Here is a 21,594-nt window from a genome sequence, read left to right on the forward strand (position 1 = left end):
TTACGGAATACAACAACGGTTTGTCTTTGCATCGGAATAACGCTACCTTTTTGGCGCATTGGCTTTTAACCGTGATACTTTCTGCGAGATTTGCTGCCGGGTATCTCCAAAGGATTGAAAATCTTCATCTGACGGTGGTTCGAGCAGATCGCGCGCTCCCGATGCGGCCATTTCGGGCGTCACATGGAAGGCATCCAAAATGATAGCGGGATAGAAGGCTTTGTCGGTCGTTTGTGAGCGTTGTCCCAGCCAGTTCAACGTGAAATAACGCAAATTCAACACGACAAACACGATATACCCTTCGGGCAGCAGTTTGCTGCATTGCCAATCGATTTCGGTATAGTCATGGTCGGTTTTTGCAACATCAAATCCTGCACAGTCTATGATGTACGCATTGCCTTCCCTAAAATCGAGCGCCGTAACGAAAATACCGAAACCGCAATTGGGCCGCAAGAAATTCGGCGGATATACGATATCGTCCGCTGGAATGAAAGGCCCTAGCTTGAATCGGATGGTGCCGTTGGGCGCCACATTAAAGGACGGCGGTACAGCGACAAGTTTTTCAAATAGTGCGTTCTCGTTAAATGAAAACCCCTTCAATTGGTTGAGGTCAGCATCGTGGAGATCCCGTTCGCCAATCTCCGATTCGGCCGTACGGATGCAGGCCGCTACCTTCGCCGTGAGCCGCCGTACCATATTGCCGTCATATTCCTCATATACGTTATCGAAAATGCTGCGTATGAATTTAGCTTGCCTCGCAGCCAGGCCAAATTCGAGTGCACTCAGTTTTGTGGAAAGCGTCTGTTTCACTCGTTTGGGCGCAATTTGCATGATTTGCTTTTCTTTATATCCCCGGTAGACGATGTTGTCGATTTTGCCCCGGATTTTCCCGTTTTTATCCCGTAATGCCATGATAATGGTTTTGACGTGTTTTTAATTATGTTATCTTCGTATGTCAACTACCGTAAGACCTGTGGTTACCTTTCTTTTCTGCCGCGTAAAGCTCCAAGCAAGGCCATGTTCGATATACCTTCGCCATGTCTAAATTGCGTAACCATAAACAATCCATAATGACTCCATAAATAATGCCCAAATAATGGATTCATCATGGACTCTTTATGGACTTATTATGGACTCATCCCGAAGGAATCTCCCGGAAATCGCGAAGCTCGTGTATTTATGTATCGAACAATCATTAGGGTACGTTCAGGGCATCGGCAGACGCTACCCAAAATTAAACAATCGATACCGATTATCCAAATCTGTTTCAGCACAAATAGGTCATCACGGCTCTTGTGTTGATGGCTTCGCTATTGTGCATCGGCTTCTTCTTTCACCGTCTTCCGCCGTATTGCAAATAACCGCCGGAAATACTCTTGAAAGGTATAAAATTCCTGCCGATAGACCAACCCCAAGGCGCTGACATAATTTTCATTCATTGTCAGTGGCAGGAAGTTGCGGCTGTTCAACCGGTTTGAACCGCGTAGCACCAGTCGCCCATCCTTGCGGATGAGGTACAGCAATTCGGCATCGGTGACAACGCGATCGCTGAATACATTGAGGTCATTAAGATTCCGCCTGTCGGTGACTCCGCCGGTAAAAATCAATCGGTCGTTAAAAAACCTGAATGACGCACTGGCGTCGTTGAGTGACCGGATATTGAGATCGACAAAATTTAAGTTGAGCGACTGGGCAATGAGATTGTTGAGCTGATTGAAAGCAAGCTCCGTGCCGGCACTCAGCAGCGTGTTATTCAGTTCCCTGCTGAAGTCGGTAGCCGAACCCGGGGCAAAGCTGCGGCGCACGATAAGGCTAAGCGCCTGTTGGTTGATGTTGTTAATGTCGCTAAGGTAACTCTGAAGCTCGTCTTTCACATACGGATCATTTGGGAAGTTGAGCGCAAACGTGATATCCGGACGCATGAGGTTGCCGTTAAGGTTCATAACGGCTTGGGCCAATACGCGTTGTTCCACAGTTTCCCTGCCCGCGGCATTGTACAACGGGGCAAGGCTGGTACGATGTCCATAGACGGCCGAAAGGCTGATCGTAGCATCAGCGGGCTGCCCTGTCCAACGGATCGTCCCCCCCTGATTGATGTCAAAGATCTTATTGATGAAGTCCTGTGCGACAAAGGTGAATTTGCCCGTATTTATCGAATAATCACCGAACATTTCGAAGTCGCCGAGACTGGAAATGCGTAGCGACAACAGCCCTTCTCCCCGCCCGGAAAGCTCGCCCAGGTCGGTATATAAACTGGCTTCCGCCTCTGGTGTGATCTGTAAATCCATGTTCATGCTCAACCCCTTGAACAGGCGTGATTGGGGACGCTGTGTGCCCGATGTATCATGGCTGACAAACCGGATAAAATCATTGTCGCTCACCGTACCCACTGCATTGAGCGGAATATGCAGGCTTGTCTTATCGTTTGTGCGGGCCTGCACATTAATGGTTATCGCGTTTGTCGGGCCATTGAATGTAAACCTTCCGGTGCCGTACGCGGTTCCATAATATAGTGAATTGTCCCTGAATGTGGTATTAAGCAGCAGGAAATTGGTAGCATCAACGGCGACGTCGATATCCGGTACCTGTGGATTGCTCATGTCCACTTTTCCGTTGGCGATGGCTTTATTATTTCCCGGGTCGGTGATCTCCAAATCGTTAAACATGATGGTACTGTTTGACAACGACACTTCGTCGTTGATACGATAAGGTGTTTTTAGGTAGTTGACCGTAAATCCGGCATGATGTAAGTAGCAGGTGCCATTTATTTGCGGTGCCAGCACCGAGCCGGAGATGCGGAGATTCGCAGAGACCGTGCCGCTGATATCCGAAACAAGGTTGCTGAGAAACGGTTGGAAAACGACCAGTTCGCTTTGGTTGAGCGTGGCCTTTACGTTCAATTTGTCTGTTGCAGCGGCGGCATTGTAGGTGCCGGTGGCGCTAAGGGTGTTCACTTGGCCATTGACCACTTCCAGTCTTACATTCACCAATTCGGTGGTCCGGTCAAAATCGGCCTGCAATAATACATCGCCCAGCGCAGTGCGGTTGAAGTGCACGCTCCTGGCTTCCATGTCGGCTAAAGCGTAGGGGTTTTTCAAGACGGACGAGACATCCATGCGGCCATTCAGTATCCCCTCAAGCTCGATGCCCGAGGGCAAGGTCAGGGAGTTCAGCGTTTTCAGGTCGAAGTTTTCGAAGGTCAGTAATGCGTTGTCACTTGGCGCGGATGAAATCGTTCCATCAAGTTGGACAACCTGATTGTCGTTTGAAATTTCGAGGCCATGTACGGTAACCTTGCCTTCATTGAGGTAAAACAAAGCCTTCTCATCGAGCCGCCATGGTTCCTTATTCAACACCAGTGCCGAAGGAAGCAACTGCATCCGCAAGGGTACGTTTCTTTCAAAATTTACCAACCCGTTTAAATCCAATTGGTTATGGGCTGTCACATCCGCAAGTTTCAAATTGAACAACAGGCTGTCATTTGCAATGACGTTCGCCAGATTTACGTTGTCTACATAGAGGCTGTCGGTGAGGCTCAGGCGATCGGCGGTAACCAGTAGCCGCAACATCCCTTCGCGCGTGGATTCGTCGATAATCAATCGTTTCAGGCTTATGTTGCCATACGACAATTGGGGGATCAGGAGGTTGACGTAAGTCGATGTGTCTGTCGTGGAAAAACGAGCCGTCATCGATACTTCGTCAGACAAGGTAAGCTTCGGCACGAACAAAGCGGCGACGGGCGCGACGTCTTTAAGGGTCACATTGAAATCAAATGCCTGTTTTCCGGTGGCTCCTACATCCCATCCCAAGGCTGGGACATAACGCATGGCATTGGCTTTGAAGTCGTCGGCCAGTGTATTTAAATCGACTGTTCCGGTTAAGGCCGCATCGGCGATGGTCGAACGCAGCTGAAACGTCCGTCCTGCTCCTAATCCTGCTGCGGTAAGTACCAGCGAGTCTACGGTATGTGTATCATCGCCCACCTGAAAGCTAACGTTATGCATAGCAACCGCGCCTTGGAGGGTATTTAACGTGTTGCCCGTCAACTGAGTCGTCAAGTCAGCCTCTTTAACCGTAACGGGATCATTTTCATACCAGTGGATGTTGCGCAGATGCGCGTATCTTACATGGGCATTAAATCCGTATTCAGGCTGTTGGGGGGAAAAGCTGATGTCGCTATCGACGGTCAACTGTAGGTTCGGGTCGTTTATCGCTGCATTACCGATAAACCGCATTTTTGCGAGCGCGCCCTTTGCGTCGATGTGGGAATAGCGATACCCCTTGAAGTCCAAGTGGCTGATATAGCCCGCCGCCCGGCTATCCATCTCGTCGATGACCAAGCCCGTGCCGGCTATCGTAACATCGAACCCCGTATGGCCAAGTTGCATCCCCGGAAACAATACCCCCACATTGAAATTTTCAGACGATAGCTTTCCCTGATAGCGCCCTCCATCACGGATGTCAAGGTTTATATCGGCAGTGATTGATCCTAGCGCGGTTTCAACCGTGCCGTCGGCAACGAAATCGTAGTAAAAGCCCTTGAGCGTACCCTGGTAAACGATGGTTTCCATCGGGTCGAACAGCGCTGGCAAAACCAATTCAGGCATACCACTGAGTTGAGGCACCAACGATTCGATTTCTTGGCTGCTGGTGACCAGTCGGCGGATTTGCATGGCAAACACCGTCTGGCTGATATCCGGTAATCCGGCAACGGTAACATCGCCCTGTAATTGGGTATTGCTGCCGAGTTGCATGGCCACACGCCTGGCCACGAAGGAGGCGACTTGACCCTTAAACGTGCCCGAGAGTGCAACGTCAAAACGGGTGGTCGCAACGTTTGGCGCAAAAAATGCGATATCCTCAGAATGGAGCTGCGAGCGATCGAGATTCAATTCCACCGTAACATCGTGGACAAAATTGTTGAACGCCGAAAAATCATCATACTCGAGCCGGAGGTAATCCCGCAGCCGGCTCCGGTTGGTTTCGACATACAGCTCCTGCAGCTCAATACTACTCGTGTCTACCACCGCCTTTGCATTCATTTCGCGAAGGACAAACCCGCTTTTCTCGCGAAACGAAAGGTTTTTGATGGTTGATTTAAACAGATGATTGGTAAAATCGATTTCAGAAAAATTGCCCTTAAGCGCTGTCAGTTGAATATCTTTGAAATTGATGCCGCTTACAGCCGAACGGTCTTCCAGGTCCGTATACTCCAATGTGATATTGGATAGGTCCACGGAACGGATTTCCAACGATATATGCCGCTTTGAAGATTGCGACGGCGCGGTGGGGCGGAAGTAATCCAGAATAAACGAGAGGTTGCTGCCGTTTGCAGACCGTTTGAGATACAGGCCGCCATCAGCGAGTTTTGCATGTTTGACGACCACCCGGCCCTCACGCAGTGTCCATAAATCTACCGCTGCGGTCAGCTGACGCGAATACAACAGCGTGTCGCCGGTGGTGTCTGCTACAAATAGCCCATTAAGCACCAGCGAGGAAAACGGCCGGAAATATAAGCCTTCCAACGACACGGTGGTGTGCAGCTCCCGGGAAAGGTAGGCAGCGGCTTTTTTTGCGAAATAGGTCTGGACAGCCGGGTACCGAAGCGAATAGGTCAGCCCGGCAAGCAGTAGCAACAGCCCGGCCAGCGTCCATAACGTTATTTTTAATACTTTTTTTATATTTTTGTTTCGTTTAAACGTATCCAATATCGTGTCCCATGCCCGTCATCCTCGGTATCGAATCATCATGTGATGAAACATCAGCAGCCATTAGTATAGACGGAAAAATCCGATCGAATATTATTGCGAACCAGACCGTCCACGAAAAATTTGGCGGCGTAGTGCCGGAGTTGGCTTCACGCGCACACCAGCAAAACATCATTCCAGCCGTCGAGCAGGCCATTCGCGAGGCAAAAGTACATAAAAATGATATAGATGCGGTGGCTTTCACGCGGGGTCCGGGCTTATTGGGCTCGCTGCTGGTCGGAACTTCGTTCGCCAAAGCGTTCGCCCTTGCACGCCATATTCCCCTGATTGAAGTGAATCATATGCAGGCGCATATTCTCGCTCATTTTATAGAGGAGCCGGTGCCTGAATTCCCTTTTCTGTGTTTGACGGTCTCTGGTGGCCATACGCAATTGGTGTTGGTTAAGGACTACTTTAAGATGGAGCTGCTGGGGCAGACACTGGATGATGCAGCAGGTGAGGCATTTGATAAAACCGCCAAAATCCTTGGCCTTCCTTATCCTGGCGGTCCATTGATTGACCGCTATGCCCAGCAGGGCAATGCAAAGGCATTTGCATTTCCCGAGCCACAGATTCCGGGGCTTAATTTCAGCTTCAGCGGCTTGAAGACAGCCATCCTTTACTTCGTCCAGCAAAAGGAACAGGAGGATCCTGGGTTTTTGCAGAGCCGGCTCCACGATATCTGTGCCTCGGTACAGGAACGTATTGTCTCCATTTTGCTAAACAAACTCAGGCGGGCGGCAGAGGAGGCCGGCGTGCGGGATGTCGCCATCGCCGGTGGAGTTTCCGCCAATTCGGGCCTCCGCAACAGCTTGATAACGCTGGGCGAACACTTGGGATGGCGGGTGTTTATCCCGCGCTTTGAGTATTGTACGGATAATGCAGCCATGATAGCGATTGCGGGGCATCATAAATATCGCGCCGGTGATTTTGTGGGGCAAGATGTGGCACCGCTGGCGAGATACAGTGTATAGCATCCGGCTGAAAGCCAATAAAAAACATATAGAAAAAATGAACTGGAAACCCAATGTCGACCGTTACGAAAACATGCCGTTCAACCGTTGCGGCAAAAGCGGGCTGAAACTTCCTGCTATTTCTCTTGGTCTGTGGAACAATTTTGGTGACGATGTGCCGCATCAAACCAAACAAGCAATATGCCGGCAAGCGTTGGACTTGGGCATTACTCATTTTGATCTGGCCAACAACTACGGCCCCCCGCCGGGAAGCGCCGAGCTGGCGTTTGGCCGTATACTGAAAGCGGATTTCGCCGGGCTTCGCGATCAGTTGGTCATTTCTTCGAAGGCCGGCTATGACATGTGGCCCGGCCCTTATGGCGAATGGGGGAGCCGTAAGTATTTAATTGCCAGCTGCGACCAAAGCCTGAAGCGAATGGGATTGGATTATGTGGATATCTTCTATTCTCACCGGTTTGACCCCGAGACGCCGCTTGAAGAAACCATGATGGCGCTGGATCACATTGTGCGTTCAGGCAGGGCACTCTATGTAGGCATTTCGTCGTATAATACGAAGCGTACCCGGGAGGCGGCGGCTATCCTCAGCGAGTTGGGTACGCCCTGTCTCATCCACCAACCCAGCTATTCCATGCTCAATCGTTGGATAGAAACGGACGGGTTATTGGATACGCTGGGGGAGCTGGGCATGGGCTCCATCGTCTTTTCCCCATTGGCACAGGGTTTACTTACCGATAGGTATCTGAATGGCGTGCCGGCAGACAGCCGAGCCAATACCAGGGGCTTTTTTCGGCGTGAGTTTCTCAGCGATCAGAACCTCGCTAACGTGCGGGCACTTCATGCCATCGCACAGCGGCGAGGGCAAACACTTGCGCAAATGGCCATTGCTTGGGTGTTGCGGGATAGCCGTGTGACATCGGCATTGATCGGCGCCAGCAGGCCCGAGCAAGTGGTTGATTGTGTGGGTGCGCTCAGCAAACTGGATTTCTCAGCGGATGAATTGGCCGAGATAGACAACCACGCCAAAGATGGCGCTATCAATATCTGGGCTAAATCGGCCGAATTGGAATAGCCCGGCTATCGCAATGGCTCACTATGCGCAGCGTACTCCAGTTCCTGGATGAATTCTTTTCCCCATCGTTCGATATCATAATAAGAAATGATTTCGTACAGCCTTCGCATGCGCAACACCCGCTCGCTCTTTTCCATGTGGATGGCATGCAGTAAGCTGTCCTTGAGGTTTTTAGCATCATAGGGGTTGGTCAGTACAGCGTAAGGGAGCTCGACAGACGCGCCGGCAAACTCCGACAGAACCAATACACCGTCGGCGTCTTCCTTCTGGCCTTGAACGGCTACGTATTCCTTGGCTACGAGGTTGAGCCCATCACGCAGCGGGGTGATCCATGCGATATCAGCAATGGCATAGTAGGTGACCACCTCTTCAAATGGTACAGAACGGTAAAAATACCGAATGGGCGTCCATTCGAGGTTGGAGTACCTGCCGTTGATTTGGCCGACAGCACGGTCGAGCTCTTGCCGTATTTTATCGTATACTTTCATGCCCTGTGAAGGGGGCGTACAGATATTTATCAATTCGATTTTCCCGTGCAGTTCGGGATGTTCGTGCAATAGCTCGCCAAAGGCTTGTATTTTTTCAAGTGGACCCTTTACATAATCTAATCGCTCCACAGAAAGCACAATTTGTTTTCCGCTGGTGCGTTTTTCCAGGGTAGCAATGCGTTGTTTCGTTTTTTTGAGTGCATAGATGCGTTTGATATTGTCGACATTGATGCCCACTGGCTGAGCTCCCAATCGAATTAGGCGGTTGCCAACCTCGACTTTTTTGGTCATTTGGTCGATACCCAACGCGCAACTGTACGTAAGAAATTGCTTTGCCGCATTGACCCGTTCGATCACCTTTACAGGAGCATGGCTGCGCAAGACATCCACAAAATTCTCAACGTATCGAGGAATGTGAAAACTAACAAAATCGCACTGCAATAGGCTGCCGATGATTTCGCGTCGCCAGGGAATGATGTTGAAAACGTCTGCTGGCGGAAAAGCGGTGTGATGGAAGAATCCTATCTTTACGTCAGGGCGCAGCTGCCGCAGGAAGCCGGGCACCATCCAAAGATTATACTCATGTATCCAGACCAGCGCATCCTGGTCGGCTTCTTCGGCGATGCGGTCAGCGAATAACTTGTTGATTTTGACGTAATGCGCCCAATGGCTGTGGTTGAAGGTGGCCTTGTCTACAAACGAAAAGATCGTCGGCCAGAATGCTTCTTTTGAAAAAATGCGGTAAAAAAGGTCGATGTCCTTCTTGGAAAGCGGTATAGCCGATGCAATGAGATTGGGATACCGATCTTCATTGATGTATTCATTCCTGGCGAGGCCCGTTTCATGCTTTTCAACGACATCCTCGCCGATCCACACCCCGGATCGTCCTTTTTCGAAAAAGCCCAGCAGCGAGGGGATGATGCCATTCGGGCTTTTAGGCGGTACACGTCTTTCGACGCCGTCAACTACCTCTTTGTCAAACGGTAAACGATGATACACCATCAGCAATTGTGTTTCTCCCGATTGCTTGATTTTCTTTTTGGCCCCGGCCGTCAGGTAGAACTTCCTGAAGTCGGTGTAATGCTGGATAGCTTCGATGATGCCGCCTGCCCCCGGTGCCTCCGCAGCATACACCGTCGGATTGCCGGAGGTGGCCTCATACAAGGCTTCCTCGGCTTGGCCGACCACTACGCCTTTATATCCGGTTTGATACAGCGATAGGTCGTTCAGCGTATCGCCGGCGACCAATACCGCGTTATCGGCGATGCCGATGTGTTCGACCAATTGCCGAAGCGTACTGCCCTTACTTGTACCATTAGGCAGGATGTCAAGGTACTTGCCCGCCGAAAGCAATACATAGCAGTTCATGGCACTGGCGATGGCGTTGACAGCGTCTAAATCGGTGCTGTCATCATAATAAAATGAGCAGCGCCGTTGCTGCGGTACCTCCTGGAACCGCAATCCTTCGATGTTGCTAAAGGCCTGCTTAATGGTGAAAATACCGGGCCACTTGTCCTCTATCCCCGCTTGGATAGGTTCAACGGGTTCCAGTGTATGGCCATCTACGACGGTCGCACCAACGTCGCTGATGACGTAGGATGGACGTGGGATAATGGGATCATTGAGCAGTGGAAGAACGGTCTCCACGCCTCTTCCGGTGACGAAGACCAATTTGATGTTTTCATTTTGGCGGATAAGGCGATACAATTGAAGCCTATCAACACGTTTGCCGCCCAAAAAAGTACCATCGAGATCTGTAGCTAATAGCATCATATTGACTTGATTTTGGACCATTGCATGATGAAAGCGATAATGCCGCAATGGTGATGAAAGGTGGGCAAAGATAAGAATTTCTCAGGCCAATGGCAAATTTAATCGGCCTTGTCCTTAGCCTTCCACTGTTGGGCGAATGACTTTGGGGCGACGAAAGGCAGGTTTCTGCGCTTTCCCCAAGCCTTTTTGAAAAAACGGCTGAGCAGTATGTTTTTTAGTTTTCCACCTAATAAGTCGACTACCCAGCGCTTCGTCATGGCAAAAGTAAACCCTTTCCATGTTGCCTTCTCAGACTTGGAAACGATGTTGCTTGCTACTGCATCGCGCCGGTTGAGTAACAGCATCTGATGGATGTCTATTTTTACGGGGCACACTTCGGTGCACTTGCCGCACAGGCTTGAAGCATAGCTTAGGTGCTTGAATGCTTCCATTCCCCGAAGGTGGGGGGTAATGATGGAGCCAATAGGGCCGCTATAGGTGGTATTGTACGTATGACCGCCTACATTTTTATAGATAGGGCATCCGTTAAGGCATGCCCCGCAACGAATGCAGTACAAGCCTTGGCGCTGTTCCTTTTGTGCGAGCAGATCCGTACGGCCGTTGTCAAGTAGAACAACGTACATTTCCTCGGGCCCGTCGGTCTCGCCTTCTTGTCTTGGCCCGCCGATGATGCTGTTGTAGACCGTAAGCCGCTGTCCGGTGCCATGAGTAGCCAGCAGCGGCCAAAAGAGATCAAGGTCGGCCAAGGATGGAATGACTTTCTCTATGCCCACGATGGCGATATGTATTTTTGGAAATGTGGTGGTCAGCCGGGCATTGCCTTCATTTTCGGTAAGTGCGATGCTACCGGTATCCGCAATGAGGAAGTTGGCACCAGTAATACCCACGTCCGCTGCTGTGTACTGCTCACGCAGGAGCTTACGTGCCTGCAGGGTGAGGTCCTGTGCCGTAGCATCCGGCGGGGTGCCGAAATGCTGGTGGAAGAGCGCCGCGATATCCTGCAAGCTCAGGTGCATGGCCGGCGTCACAATATGGTATGGCTTTTGGTTTAACAGCTGCACGATGTATTCGCCCAGATCGGATTCCACCGTTTTTACACCTTTTCCTTCGAAAAAGTGATTCAACTCGATTTCTTCGGTGGTCATCGATTTGGATTTAACGACAGTCTTGGCGCCCGAGCGTTCCATGATTTTCCAGATTTCCTGGCGAGCTTCCTCGGCGTCGTTGGCCCAGATAACTTTGCCCCCTTTGCGCAGAAAGTTCGATTCGAACTCGGGCAATAGCTTGTCCAGGTTTTCCATCACTTTCCACTTGATGATATGGGCTTTCCGCCTGGCGTTTTCAAGGTGCTGAAACTGTAGCAGACCGCTTTGTACAGCTACGTCATATTTATCAATGTTGTAATTGATAATCTGCCGATGGCGCATGTCAAAGGCCTTTGCGGCACTGTCTTTCAGAAAAGTGGTTTCTTGTGCAGACGACATACGTATCGGTTTTTCTTATTATGATAACGTTAAAAGACGGAAAGTGTTGTGCCGGAGCTTAATGCCGGCACCGTCCGGGTCACTTGACCGAAATTGCCAGCTCGGCCAGCTGCCCGTCCGATATCGGCGCGGGTGAATCAATCATCACATCCCTCCCCGAGTTGTTTTTCGGGAAAGCGATCACATCGCGTATGCTATCGAGCCCCGCAAATATGGCCACAAGCCTGTCGAAGCCAAACGCAATGCCGCCATGGGGTGGTGCGCCGTAAGTGAATGCATCTAACAGGAAGCCGAACTGCTGCTGTGCCTCCTCCGGCGAAAATCCAAGATGTTTGAACATCAGCGATTGCAGTTCGCGGTCATGGATCCGGATGGAGCCGCCGCCGATTTCCGTGCCATTGATGACGAGATCATAGGCATTTGCCCGTACATCGCCCGGCTGGCTGTCCAACAACGGAATGTCTTCGGGTTTTGGCGATGTGAATGGGTGATGCATGGCATGATAGCGCCCACTTTCTTCATCCCATTCCAATAGCGGGAAGTCCACCACCCACAGCGGCGCATACGTGTTTTTGTCGCGCAGCCCCAATTGGGCAGCCAGCTCGAGCCGCAGCTCGTTTAACTGCTTGCGTACTTTATCGGCCTGGCCGGCCATCACCAACAGGAGATCGCCTGGCTTTGCATCAAATGCCTGCGCCCATTTTTGAAGTTCCTCGGGGCTATAGAATTTATCGACTGAGGACTTGAGCGAACCATCTTCGTTGACGCGGACATAGACAAGCCCTGTTGCGCCGATTTGAGGCCGTTTAATAAAATCCGTCAATGCATCCAGTTGCTTACGCGTATAGGATGCGCATCCTGCCGCATTGATGCCCACAACCAGCTCTGCACTGTCAAAGACGGGGAATCCGGCCCCTTTGACGATATCATTGAGCTCCACGAAGGACATCCCGAACCGAAGGTCAGGTTTGTCGGATCCATACAGTCGCATAGCCTCATCGTAGGTCATGCGCGGGATTGCGCCAAGGTCGATGCCTTTGACCGCCTTAAACAGGTGCTTCACCAGTCCTTCAAAGAGGTTAAGGATGTCTTCCTGTTCTACGAAAGCCATCTCACAGTCTATTTGTGTAAATTCGGGCTGCCTGTCCGCCCGAAGATCTTCGTCTCGGAAGCATTTGACAAGCTGGAAATAGCGGTCAAATCCCGACACCATCAACAATTGCTTGAACGTCTGGGGAGATTGCGGTAAGGCATAGAACTCACCAGGGTTCATACGGCTCGGGACCACAAAATCGCGGGCCCCCTCTGGGGTGGATTTAATCAATACCGGCGTCTCCACCTCCAGGAAATGCTGGGCGTCAAGATATTTGCGGGTTTCCTGGGCAAGCCTGTGTCGCAACACCAGGTTTTGGCGGACAGGATTGCGGCGGAGGTCGAGGTAGCGGTATTTCATTCGCAAATCGTCGCCGCCGTCGGTATCATCTTCAATGGTAAAGGGGGGAAGTTTTGCTGCGTTAAGCACCTCCAGCGACACAACTTTGATTTCAATTTCTCCGGTAGCCAATTTAGGGTTTTTGCTTTCCCGCTCAATGACGCGCCCGGTGACTTTGATGACATATTCCCGGCCAAGCTCCCGCGCTTTACTGCGCAGCGCCCCGTCATCGGCGGTGTCAAAGACCAGCTGTGTTACACCGTACCTGTCGCGCACGTCGATGAATGTCATTCCTCCCAAATCACGGGATTTTTGGACCCATCCGCTCAATACAACCGTTTTTCCTAAATCAGCGATGGTCAGTTCGCCGCATGTATGTGTTCTATGCATTTTACCATTTGTCTTAAGCGGCAAAAATAGCGGTTTTTTAAAAAGAACACGCAGCGTTTAGCTTAGGAATTTTTCAGCACTGCGCCGATTAGCATAAACATCCGGCGTAAGCTCTGCCCAATGGGACGTTTTCCCCGTTGTTTAGCAGGATATTGGACGCGCTACGCGCACGGATGGCATCTCTGTTGACTAAGTATGATTTGTGTATCCGCACAAACTTCTTGTTGTTCAAGATCGTTTCGGAAACTTCTTTGAGGCACTTGCGGAGTACGATTTTTCGATTGGTTGTGATAAACGTCGTATAGTTCCCCTCGGCGTGCGCGTAGATCATTTCGTCTATGTGGATTTTAGTCTTGTGTTTCCCGTCGGGAAGAAAAATGTTGGCGCTTTCGTCATGCGCCTCGATGTTGTTGAACGCAATTTCAATGGCTGCGTATACATCATTCCGGTTGAACGGTTTGACAATGTACCCCGCCGGCCTGGTGGATTTGGCAGCCTCGATCGTACTGCGATCGGCATGCGAAGTAAGGAAAATAAATGGTATATGGAATGTGCTGTTGATTTTGTGGGCAAGATCGATTCCCGTTTTTTCGCCGGAGAGAATAATGTCAACCAGGATAAGATCCGGCTGGCTGCTTTTAATGGCTGCTATCGCATCTTCGTAGGTTGTAGAGACGCCGCATACTTGGTAGCCTAATTCTTCCAGCATGTACTCCAGATCCATGGTGATGATAAGTTGATCTTCTACGATAAGTATTTTTTTTCTTTTCATGGGGTTAATCCGGTTATCCTACGTTATTATTCAGTTTCGATGCTTATCTAAATGTTGCAACTAAAGTATGCAGGTTGTACGTAATTTGCTGTAGGAATATGGCTACATTGTTGTAAGTCGCTTGTAATTAAGTGGTTTAATGGTGGGTGTGTCGGTTATTCGCAAACGCCGTCCTTCAGTATCCATACTTTAGAAACGCTGCTGCTCAGGAGGCCTGGTGCCTCGCCATGCTCCTGTACCTCATACGTCAGTACGATACTGCCTTCCTTTGGATTGCCCTTTGCGGTAAGGGCCATGGGTTGGTCCTTGTCTAAATGGATCATGGTGCTAAACGGAAGCTCCGGGTTCTGTGCGGTCATCAAGCCGGAGCTCGTCCGGTAGGTAATGGATGATACCGTGGCCCCCTCTTGGGCAAAAACTCGGTACGTGACTGAACTTGGCTTGGAAAGCCGTATGACGTCGATGTCACAGTCGCACTGCCAAGGGAACAACTCCATGTTTTTATCGCAAGACAAAAACGGGAATAGAATGAAGGCCATCAGTTTTATAATCGCTAAGCGCATAGTCGTAGACAGGTATTTAACAGCGCAAAGATGCCGATAAAACACCCGTAATATCGACAAACCTCGCGGCTATTTTTTGTTTTGTAGGCGATCCACTACAACCTCTACTGCCTTCGTCATGCGGGTAAAATTGGTTGGTGGGCAGCCGGAACTCGCTGAAACTAAATGTGGAAAACTTTTTTGTGGGGAAAAGTGGGAGAAAGTGGAGCAAATGCCTACTTTTACATCAGATTATGGGTGAAGTGTATTTATGGGGCATTTGATTGGCGAATTTGATTGCAAGCTGGATGCAAAGGGAAGGATGGTTCTTCCCGCCGCGCTCAAGAGACAAATAGTTGATGTCGAGCGTGATGGGCTTGTTGTCAGTCGTGGTTTCGAGAAAAACCTCGTGCTTTACCCAAGGAGTGAGTGGGATAAGATTACGCGTAAGCTGGCCAAGTTAAATCAATATGTGGCAAGGAACAGGAAGTTTATTCGCGATTTTACCCGGGGTGCCACTGAATTAACGCTCGATTCGGCAGGGCGCTTGCTGCTGCCCAAATCCTTGCTTGAATACGGAGGTATTGAGACGGATGTCAAACTCCTGTGTCAGTTTAGTAAGATTGAGGTATGGTCTAAAGAAGCGTATGATAAGTTGTGGGAGGATGGTGAGGATGATGACTTCGCCGAACTGGCAGAAGCAGTAATGGGGGATGATAACTTGGCTGACGATGACGATGAATGACGCATACCACGTGCCGGTGATGTTGCGCGAATGCATGGATGCATTGGCGATTAAGCCTGAAGGGATTTATGTGGATGTGACTTTTGGGGGCGGGGGACATTCCAGGGAGTTGTTAAAACACCTGAAGGAAAAGGGGCGGTTGTTTGCTTTTGATCAGGACCCCGATGCGTTGCGAAACGTCATAGATGATGAGCGGTTTGTGCTTATCCATCAGAATTTTAGATTTTTAAAAAACAACCTGCGGCTTCATGGCGTGAAGGAGGTAGACGGTATCTTGGCCGATTTAGGCGTGTCCTCGCATCAGTTTGACGATGCAGCGCGAGGCTTCTCGACGCGGTTTGACGCGGAGCTGGACATGCGTATGGACCAGACAGGCGAATTGGACGCCAAGCAGGTGCTCAATGCCTATCCGGAAGCCGAACTGCATCGTATTTTTGGCATGTATGGCGAATTGCAGAACGCACGGACGCTCGCGAAGGTCATCGCTACGGCGCGTATTACGCAGCCAATCCGTACAGTTGGCGAATTGAAGACGGTTGTAAAAGTTGTGGTGCCCCGCGGCAAGGAGCATAAATACTATGCTCAGTTGTTCCAGGCATTGCGTATTGAGGTCAATAAGGAATTGGATGCGTTACAGGAGTTCCTTCAACAGAGCGTATCCGTCTTAAAACCGGGTGGGCGGCTGGCGGTCATGTCATACCACTCGCTGGAAGACCGGTTGGTGAAGAACTTTATGGCGAAGGGGAAATTCAGGGGTGAGGTCGATAAGGATTTTTTTGGCAATGAGATTAAACCGTTCAAGGTTATCAGCCGCAAAGCGTTTACCGCAAGTGAAGAAGAGGTAAGCCGCAATAATCGGGCACGAAGTGCAAAATTAAGGGTGGCGGAAAAAGTTAATGAGTTCCGGACTTTAGACAGCTGATTTCAGATGAATTGACTATGGTAAGAAATGCGTACAAACAGCAGCCGTTGAGTGATGAACAGCAGGCCGAATTACAGGAAACTGTGGAGGAAAAGGCGGACGCCACGCGTACCTTTTTTCAGTCGCTCTTTGCTTCCGATCGGTTTTCATCTTCGGCGTTTGTCGGTTATATCCCTTTTATCGCATTCGTTGGGCTACTGGCGATCATTTACATCGCCAACCGGCATTATGCGGAACGCACCGTTCGGGAAATTGATCGCTTGGGCCGTGAAGTGAAAGAAATGAACTGGGATTACAAATCGCTTTCGGCGGATCTGATGAAGCTGACGACCCAAACGGAAATTGCCAAACGGGCCGATAGCATTGGCTTGAAAGAGCGGACGGAACCGCCAAAAAAAATAGTCGTTGTAAAATCAAAAAAATAGAAAAAGTATTTAATATAATATACGTGGCATGAACATCAGGACCGACATACTGCTTAGGGTATATTTGTCTTTTGGGCTGATTGTCCTTATTGCGATAGCGGTGTTGGCCAAGCTTTTTCATCTGCAATATGTAGAAGGGGCTGAGTGGCGGGAGATGGCCGATAGCCTTTCCACGCGTTATGTGGATGTTGAAGCCGTGCGGGGCAATATTTTCTCAAACGATGGCAGCTTATTGGCTACGTCTATACCGGAATATGATTTGCGGATGGATTTGCTGGCTCCGGGTATTGAATCAGATGAGGTGTTTTACTCCAAAGTGGATTCATTGGCTGCTAAGCTTTCCGCATTTTTTAACGATAAATCTTCAGCCCAATATTCACGTTTGCTCAAGGAGGCACGCAAGCGCAAAAATCGGTATTACTTGCTCAAACGCAATGTCGGTCATCAAGCGTTAAAACAAATCATGGAGTTTCCGATTTTTAACCTCGGCAAATATAAAGGGGGGTTGATAGCCGAGCGTAAGAACAAGCGGATACTTCCATTTACGAATCTGGCCGCGCGGACGATCGGATATAAGATACCTGCGGAAAATGTGCACGTGGGTCTGGAGGGCGCCTATGGCGAATATATTGACGGTAAGAGCGGCAAGCGTTTGGTTCAACGCATTGCCGGTGGTGTATGGATGCCGGTAAATCGCGAAATTGAAGTCGCACCGGTGGATGGTGCAGACATCATATCGACCATTGACGTCAACATGCAGGACATGGCCCAGCGGGCATTGGAAAAACAGCTCATCGCCAGTAATGCGGACAATGGTTGTGTGATACTGATGGAGGTGGCGACAGGCGAAATTCGGGCCGTAGCCAATTTTACGAAAGATGCAGACGGCGTCTACCGCGAAAAATTCAATTATGCCATTGCACAAAGTGCCGAGCCGGGCTCGACGTTCAAGCTGGCTTCATACCTCGTGGCATTGGAGGATGGAAAGATAGACACGAACACGGTCATAGAAACCGGCAACGGTACGTATCAGGTACACCGCCATACCATCAGGGATACCCATGCATACGGTACGGTGACGGTGAAGAAAGCTTTCGAGGTTTCTTCCAACGTAGCCATCACGAAAATTATCAATACACATTACCGGGAAAATCCGGCAGCATTTACCAAGCGCCTGCACGCGTTGCACCTCAACGAGCCACTTGGTTTGCAAATTCCCGGAGAGGGCAATCCGTTGATCAAAACACCCAGCAGTAAGAGCTGGAGCGGGCTGTCATTGCCACAGATGGCGTACGGATATGAGTTGAAGATGACACCGCTGCAGATGCTTACGTTGTATAATGCCGTTGCCAACAATGGCAAGATGGTGGCTCCGCTGTTTGTGAAGGAAATCCGGCACCTGGGCAATACGGTTGAACGGTTTGAAACGCGGGTCATTGAAGAACGGATAGCGTCCGAGCAAACAATTGGCAAACTGCGCGCCATGCTGGAAGGTGTCATGGTTGAAGGCACGGGCAAGCGGTTGCGCAATCCGCAATTTGCCACTGCCGGAAAAACCGGTACTGCACAGATGGCCGATGGCGCTGCCGGATATGCCAATCGCCGGTACCAGTCGTCGTTTGCAGGTTACTTCCCGGCAGACAACCCGAAATATTCCATGATTGTTGTCATTCGGAATCCGCGCAATGGATATTATGGGGCCTCCATAGCCGGGCCGGTATTCCGTGAACTGGCAGATATGGTTTATGCAAATGATCTCAACCTGCATCAGGATTTCGAACGGATGCGGTTCGTGGGAAATACCGAACCTCCTCCCTCGCTTAAGGGATCAAAAGCCGCTACATTGCGCGTCTTCAATGCACTGGGAGTCAAGACCACCTATGCGTCTGCGGAGCCAATGCAGCATATCGATACGGTGAAAGGTATTTCGTTTTCGGATGAAGAGATTAAGGAGGGAATCGTGCCGGATGTCACAGGTATGGGGCTTATCGATGCCCTCTATGCCCTTGAAAACTCGGGCTATCGAACCAAGGTAAAAGGTAAGGGAAAAGTAATCGCGCAATCGTTGCCCGCGGGGCAAAAAGTAAAGATGGGCGCATCGGTATTGATTGAGCTGAAATGATTGAGCTGAAAGACATACTTCATGGAATTCCGGTGCGTCAGGTCATCGGTAATTTAAACGTGGCCGTTTCTGACCTGAATTTTGATTCACGCAAGGTGATGCCCAATGGTATGTTTGTGGCGGTCGCAGGGCTGCATACGGATGGACATCAGTATATTGATGCGGCCATAAACCAAGGGGCGACCGTAGTGCTCTGCGAACAATTGCCCGAAATAACAAAGGACGATATTACCTATGTGCAGGTCGATGATAGCGCTTTTGCACTGGGCGTTTCGGCATCCAATTATTTTGGAAATCCTTCCAGGAAATTGCGCCTTGTGGGGGTAACCGGTACCAATGGGAAAACCACGATAGTCACCTTACTTTATAAACTGTTCCGTAAACTGGGATACGAGGTGGGGTTGCTTTCCACTGTACATAATCTTGTAGGCGACCGCGTGGTAGCTGCAACGCATACCACGCCGGATCCGTTGGCCTTGAACAAACTTTTGCATGAGATGGTCGACGCCGGATGCGACTATTGCTTTATGGAAGTAAGCTCGCATGCAATTGTACAGCAGCGGATAGCCGGGTTAAATTTTGCCGGAGGAATCTTTTCCAACATTACGCACGATCACCTGGATTTCCACAAGACATTTGACGAGTATATTAAGGCCAAAAAGACGTTTTTTGACGGCCTTGATCGGTTTGCTTTTGCGCTTTCCAATGCTGACGACAAACATGGCGCGGTGATGCTCCAAAATACGTTTGCGCATAAAAAGACGTACGGGCTTAAACACATGGCCGATTTCAAGGCTAAGGTAATCGAAAGCCACTTTGACGGCATGCTGCTTTATCTCGATGGTCAGGAGGTATGGGTGAAGTTGGTCGGTAATTTCAATGCCTACAACATCTTGGCCGTATATGGAGCGGCCATACTGCTGGAACAGGAGACGATGAAAATACTTACCGCACTTAGTAACATTACCGGGGCGGAAGGCCGGTTTGATACCACCATTTCCAAAAACGGGGTTATTGGTATTGTGGACTACGCGCACACGCCGGATGCGGTACAGAACGTGCTGGAGACCATCGGGGATTTGCGCAAGAACAAGGTACATATCATCACCGTGCTCGGGTGCGGTGGCGACAGGGACAAAGCAAAGCGGCCGGTGATGGCAGCTGTCGCGGTGAAGTACAGTGATAAAGTGGTTATCACATCGGACAATCCGCGCACGGAGGACCCTATGCAGATCATCCAGGATATGGAAAGCGGTATCCCCCAAGACAAAAAACGCAACGTTTTTTCCATTGCTGACCGCCGCGAAGCGATACGCGCGGCGTGCCATCTGGCCCAACCCGGCGATATCGTATTGGTCGCGGGCAAGGGGCACGAAAAATATCAGGAAATTAAGGGGCAACGCTATGACTTTGATGATAAGGCGGTTTTAGTCGGTGCGTTTAACGAACAATAACACGCGATATGTTATATTATTTATTTACTTGGATAGAAGAACATACACACATTCCCGGATCGGGATTATTCCAGTATATCTCGTTCCGTACGGCTATGGCGGTTATTGTGTCGTTGGTGGTCACTACCGGTTACGGCAGTCGGCTGATTCGCATTTTGCGAGCCAGGCAGGTCGGGGAGACTATCCGGGATCTCGGGTTGGAAGGCGAAAAGCAAAAGCAGGGTACACCCACGATGGGCGGGTTGATTATCATCGCCGGCATTATGTTGCCCACCTTATTGTTTGCCAAATTGGAAAACATCTATGTTATTCTGATGCTGGTCACGACAGTATGGATGGGGACAATTGGTTTCGTGGACGATTACATCAAGGTATTCCGGAAAAATAAAGAAGGCTTGGCCGGACGGTTCAAAATCGTCGGTCAGGTTGGATTGGGTGCAATTATAGCCTGCACCATGCATTTCCACCCCGATATTGTCGTTCGTGAAAAAGTCGCAAATCCAACACCCAACAGCGAGGTGCAGGTACAGGTGCAGGAAGACACAGGTCGAAAATTTTATACGAGGGGCGTCAAATCGACGAAAACAAATATCCCTTTTTACAAAAATAACGAATTTGACTACGCCAAAGTGCTTAGTATATTCAACCTCAATGGCCCTACAGTTACCTTTATCGTTTTTTTAGTATTTGTTGTTTTTATTGTAACCGCCGTATCCAACGGCGCCAATATCACCGATGGTATCGATGGGCTCGCTACGGGCACGTCGGCTACCATTGGTGGTACACTGGCCATTTTGGCATATGTGTCGGGCAACGTGATTTTTTCAGATTACCTGAATATCATGTATATACCCAATTCGGGTGAGCTGGTGATTTTTGCCGGAGCTTTTGTAGGTGCATGCACGGGATTCCTGTGGTATAACTCATACCCTGCGCAAGTATTCATGGGCGATACGGGCAGTTTGACAATCGGGGGGATTATTGCGGCATTCGCCGTACTTATCCGGAAGGAATTGTTGATTCCTATTCTCTGTGGTGTATTCCTTATCGAGCTTGTCTCGGTCATCCTGCAGGTTTCTTACTTTAAGTATACCAAACGGAAATACGGGGAAGGACGGCGGATTTTCAAGATGTCGCCTTTGCACCACCACTATCAGAAAAAAGGATACCACGAAGCGAAAATCGTTACGCGGTTTTGGATTGTGGGCGTTATCTTGGCGATTTTAACGATTGTGACATTGAAAGTAAGGTAAAA

At 49.9% G+C, this 21,594-nt stretch carries 15 protein-coding genes; 8 read left to right on the plus strand and 7 right to left on the minus strand.

Annotated features, from left to right (window positions below; all coding sequences use genetic code 11):
- Positions 1-42: 42 nt before the first annotated feature.
- Together B5X72_RS14945 and B5X72_RS14950 are read right to left on the minus strand one after the other, a co-directional pair.
- Complete coding sequence (locus tag B5X72_RS14945) at positions 43-912, minus strand: hypothetical protein (protein ID WP_079717724.1); 870 nt, start codon at positions 910-912, stop codon at positions 43-45.
- Between the two features lie 398 nt (positions 913-1,310).
- The gene (locus B5X72_RS14950) at positions 1,311-5,708 is read right to left on the minus strand and encodes a translocation/assembly module TamB domain-containing protein (RefSeq protein ID WP_079717725.1); all 4,398 of its coding nucleotides are present in this window, start codon (positions 5,706-5,708) and stop codon (positions 1,311-1,313) included.
- Between the two features lie 11 nt (positions 5,709-5,719).
- On the opposite strand from B5X72_RS14950, the gene tsaD reads away from it, so the two are divergent.
- Both tsaD and mgrA read left to right on the plus strand, forming a co-directional pair.
- Positions 5,720-6,721, plus strand: a complete 1,002-nt coding sequence (tsaD, locus tag B5X72_RS14955; RefSeq protein WP_079717726.1) for a tRNA (adenosine(37)-N6)-threonylcarbamoyltransferase complex transferase subunit TsaD — start codon at positions 5,720-5,722, stop codon at positions 6,719-6,721.
- A 37-nt stretch (positions 6,722-6,758) separates the two neighbouring features.
- Positions 6,759-7,790 carry an L-glyceraldehyde 3-phosphate reductase gene (gene mgrA, locus B5X72_RS14960; RefSeq protein WP_079717838.1) on the plus strand — a complete coding sequence of 344 codons (1,032 nt, stop codon included), beginning with the start codon at positions 6,759-6,761 and terminating at the stop codon, positions 7,788-7,790.
- A gap of 5 nt (positions 7,791-7,795) precedes the next feature.
- Here mgrA and ggpS read toward each other — a convergent pair whose 3' ends face one another.
- The 5 genes from ggpS to B5X72_RS14985 form a co-directional block, all read right to left on the minus strand.
- Positions 7,796-10,051, minus strand: a complete 2,256-nt coding sequence (gene ggpS / locus B5X72_RS14965; protein WP_245826946.1) for a glucosylglycerol-phosphate synthase — start codon at positions 10,049-10,051, stop codon at positions 7,796-7,798.
- Positions 10,052-10,149: 98 nt separating this feature from the next.
- The gene (locus B5X72_RS14970) at positions 10,150-11,535 is read right to left on the minus strand and encodes a LutB/LldF family L-lactate oxidation iron-sulfur protein (RefSeq protein WP_079717727.1); all 1,386 of its coding nucleotides are present in this window, start codon (positions 11,533-11,535) and stop codon (positions 10,150-10,152) included.
- Positions 11,536-11,614: 79 nt separating this feature from the next.
- Positions 11,615-13,357 carry an aspartate--tRNA ligase gene (gene aspS / locus B5X72_RS14975; RefSeq protein ID WP_079717728.1) on the minus strand — a complete coding sequence of 581 codons (1,743 nt, stop codon included), beginning with the start codon at positions 13,355-13,357 and terminating at the stop codon, positions 11,615-11,617.
- Between the two features lie 88 nt (positions 13,358-13,445).
- Complete coding sequence (locus tag B5X72_RS14980; RefSeq protein ID WP_079717729.1) at positions 13,446-14,129, minus strand: response regulator; 684 nt, start codon at positions 14,127-14,129, stop codon at positions 13,446-13,448.
- 155 nt (positions 14,130-14,284) lie between these two features.
- Positions 14,285-14,626, minus strand: coding sequence for a hypothetical protein (locus B5X72_RS14985; protein WP_139378719.1), 342 nt, complete (start codon positions 14,624-14,626; stop codon positions 14,285-14,287).
- 316 nt (positions 14,627-14,942) lie between these two features.
- Between B5X72_RS14985 and mraZ the strand changes: the two genes are divergently transcribed.
- Genes mraZ through mraY form a run of 6 tightly spaced genes read left to right on the plus strand, consistent with a single transcriptional unit; the run spans position 14,943 to position 21,592 of the window.
- Positions 14,943-15,416, plus strand: a complete 474-nt coding sequence (gene mraZ / locus B5X72_RS14990; RefSeq protein ID WP_079717731.1) for a division/cell wall cluster transcriptional repressor MraZ — start codon at positions 14,943-14,945, stop codon at positions 15,414-15,416.
- On the plus strand, positions 15,409-16,338 hold the full coding sequence (gene rsmH, locus B5X72_RS14995) for a 16S rRNA (cytosine(1402)-N(4))-methyltransferase RsmH (protein WP_079717732.1): 930 nt from the start codon (positions 15,409-15,411) through the stop codon (positions 16,336-16,338). The genes mraZ and rsmH overlap by 8 nt, the downstream gene beginning before the upstream one ends.
- 17 nt (positions 16,339-16,355) lie before the next feature.
- Complete coding sequence (locus B5X72_RS15000; protein WP_079717733.1) at positions 16,356-16,763, plus strand: FtsL-like putative cell division protein; 408 nt, start codon at positions 16,356-16,358, stop codon at positions 16,761-16,763.
- 28 nt (positions 16,764-16,791) lie between these two features.
- Positions 16,792-18,885 carry a penicillin-binding protein gene (locus tag B5X72_RS15005; protein ID WP_079717734.1) on the plus strand — a complete coding sequence of 698 codons (2,094 nt, stop codon included), beginning with the start codon at positions 16,792-16,794 and terminating at the stop codon, positions 18,883-18,885.
- Positions 18,882-20,339, plus strand: a complete 1,458-nt coding sequence (locus B5X72_RS15010; RefSeq protein WP_079717735.1) for a UDP-N-acetylmuramoyl-L-alanyl-D-glutamate--2,6-diaminopimelate ligase — start codon at positions 18,882-18,884, stop codon at positions 20,337-20,339. The genes B5X72_RS15005 and B5X72_RS15010 overlap by 4 nt, the downstream gene beginning before the upstream one ends.
- Before the next feature lie 8 nt (positions 20,340-20,347).
- Positions 20,348-21,592: a phospho-N-acetylmuramoyl-pentapeptide-transferase gene (gene mraY / locus B5X72_RS15015; RefSeq protein WP_079717736.1), complete on the plus strand. Its 1,245-nt coding sequence runs from the start codon at positions 20,348-20,350 to the stop codon at positions 21,590-21,592.
- Positions 21,593-21,594: the final 2 nt, after the last annotated feature.

Source organism: Parapedobacter luteus (genome assembly GCF_900168055.1).
Lineage (GTDB): Bacteria > Bacteroidota > Bacteroidia > Sphingobacteriales > Sphingobacteriaceae > Parapedobacter > Parapedobacter luteus.

Coding starts and splice junctions, on each gene's coding strand:
- B5X72_RS14945 (WP_079717724.1), bottom strand. CDS start 912: ATGGCATTACGGGATAAAAACGGGAAAATCCGGGGCAAAATCGACAAC.
- tsaD (WP_079717726.1), top strand. CDS start 5,720: ATGCCCGTCATCCTCGGTATCGAATCATCATGTGATGAAACATCAGCA.
- mgrA (WP_079717838.1), top strand. CDS start 6,759: ATGAACTGGAAACCCAATGTCGACCGTTACGAAAACATGCCGTTCAAC.
- ggpS (WP_245826946.1), bottom strand. CDS start 10,051: ATGATGCTATTAGCTACAGATCTCGATGGTACTTTTTTGGGCGGCAAA.
- B5X72_RS14970 (WP_079717727.1), bottom strand. CDS start 11,535: ATGTCGTCTGCACAAGAAACCACTTTTCTGAAAGACAGTGCCGCAAAG.
- aspS (WP_079717728.1), bottom strand. CDS start 13,357: ATGCATAGAACACATACATGCGGCGAACTGACCATCGCTGATTTAGGA.
- B5X72_RS14980 (WP_079717729.1), bottom strand. CDS start 14,129: ATGAAAAGAAAAAAAATACTTATCGTAGAAGATCAACTTATCATCACC.
- B5X72_RS14985 (WP_139378719.1), bottom strand. CDS start 14,626: ATGGAGTTGTTCCCTTGGCAGTGCGACTGTGACATCGACGTCATACGG.
- mraZ (WP_079717731.1), top strand. CDS start 14,943: ATGGGGCATTTGATTGGCGAATTTGATTGCAAGCTGGATGCAAAGGGA.
- rsmH (WP_079717732.1), top strand. CDS start 15,409: ATGAATGACGCATACCACGTGCCGGTGATGTTGCGCGAATGCATGGAT.
- B5X72_RS15000 (WP_079717733.1), top strand. CDS start 16,356: ATGGTAAGAAATGCGTACAAACAGCAGCCGTTGAGTGATGAACAGCAG.
- B5X72_RS15005 (WP_079717734.1), top strand. CDS start 16,792: ATGAACATCAGGACCGACATACTGCTTAGGGTATATTTGTCTTTTGGG.
- B5X72_RS15010 (WP_079717735.1), top strand. CDS start 18,882: ATGATTGAGCTGAAAGACATACTTCATGGAATTCCGGTGCGTCAGGTC.
- mraY (WP_079717736.1), top strand. CDS start 20,348: ATGTTATATTATTTATTTACTTGGATAGAAGAACATACACACATTCCC.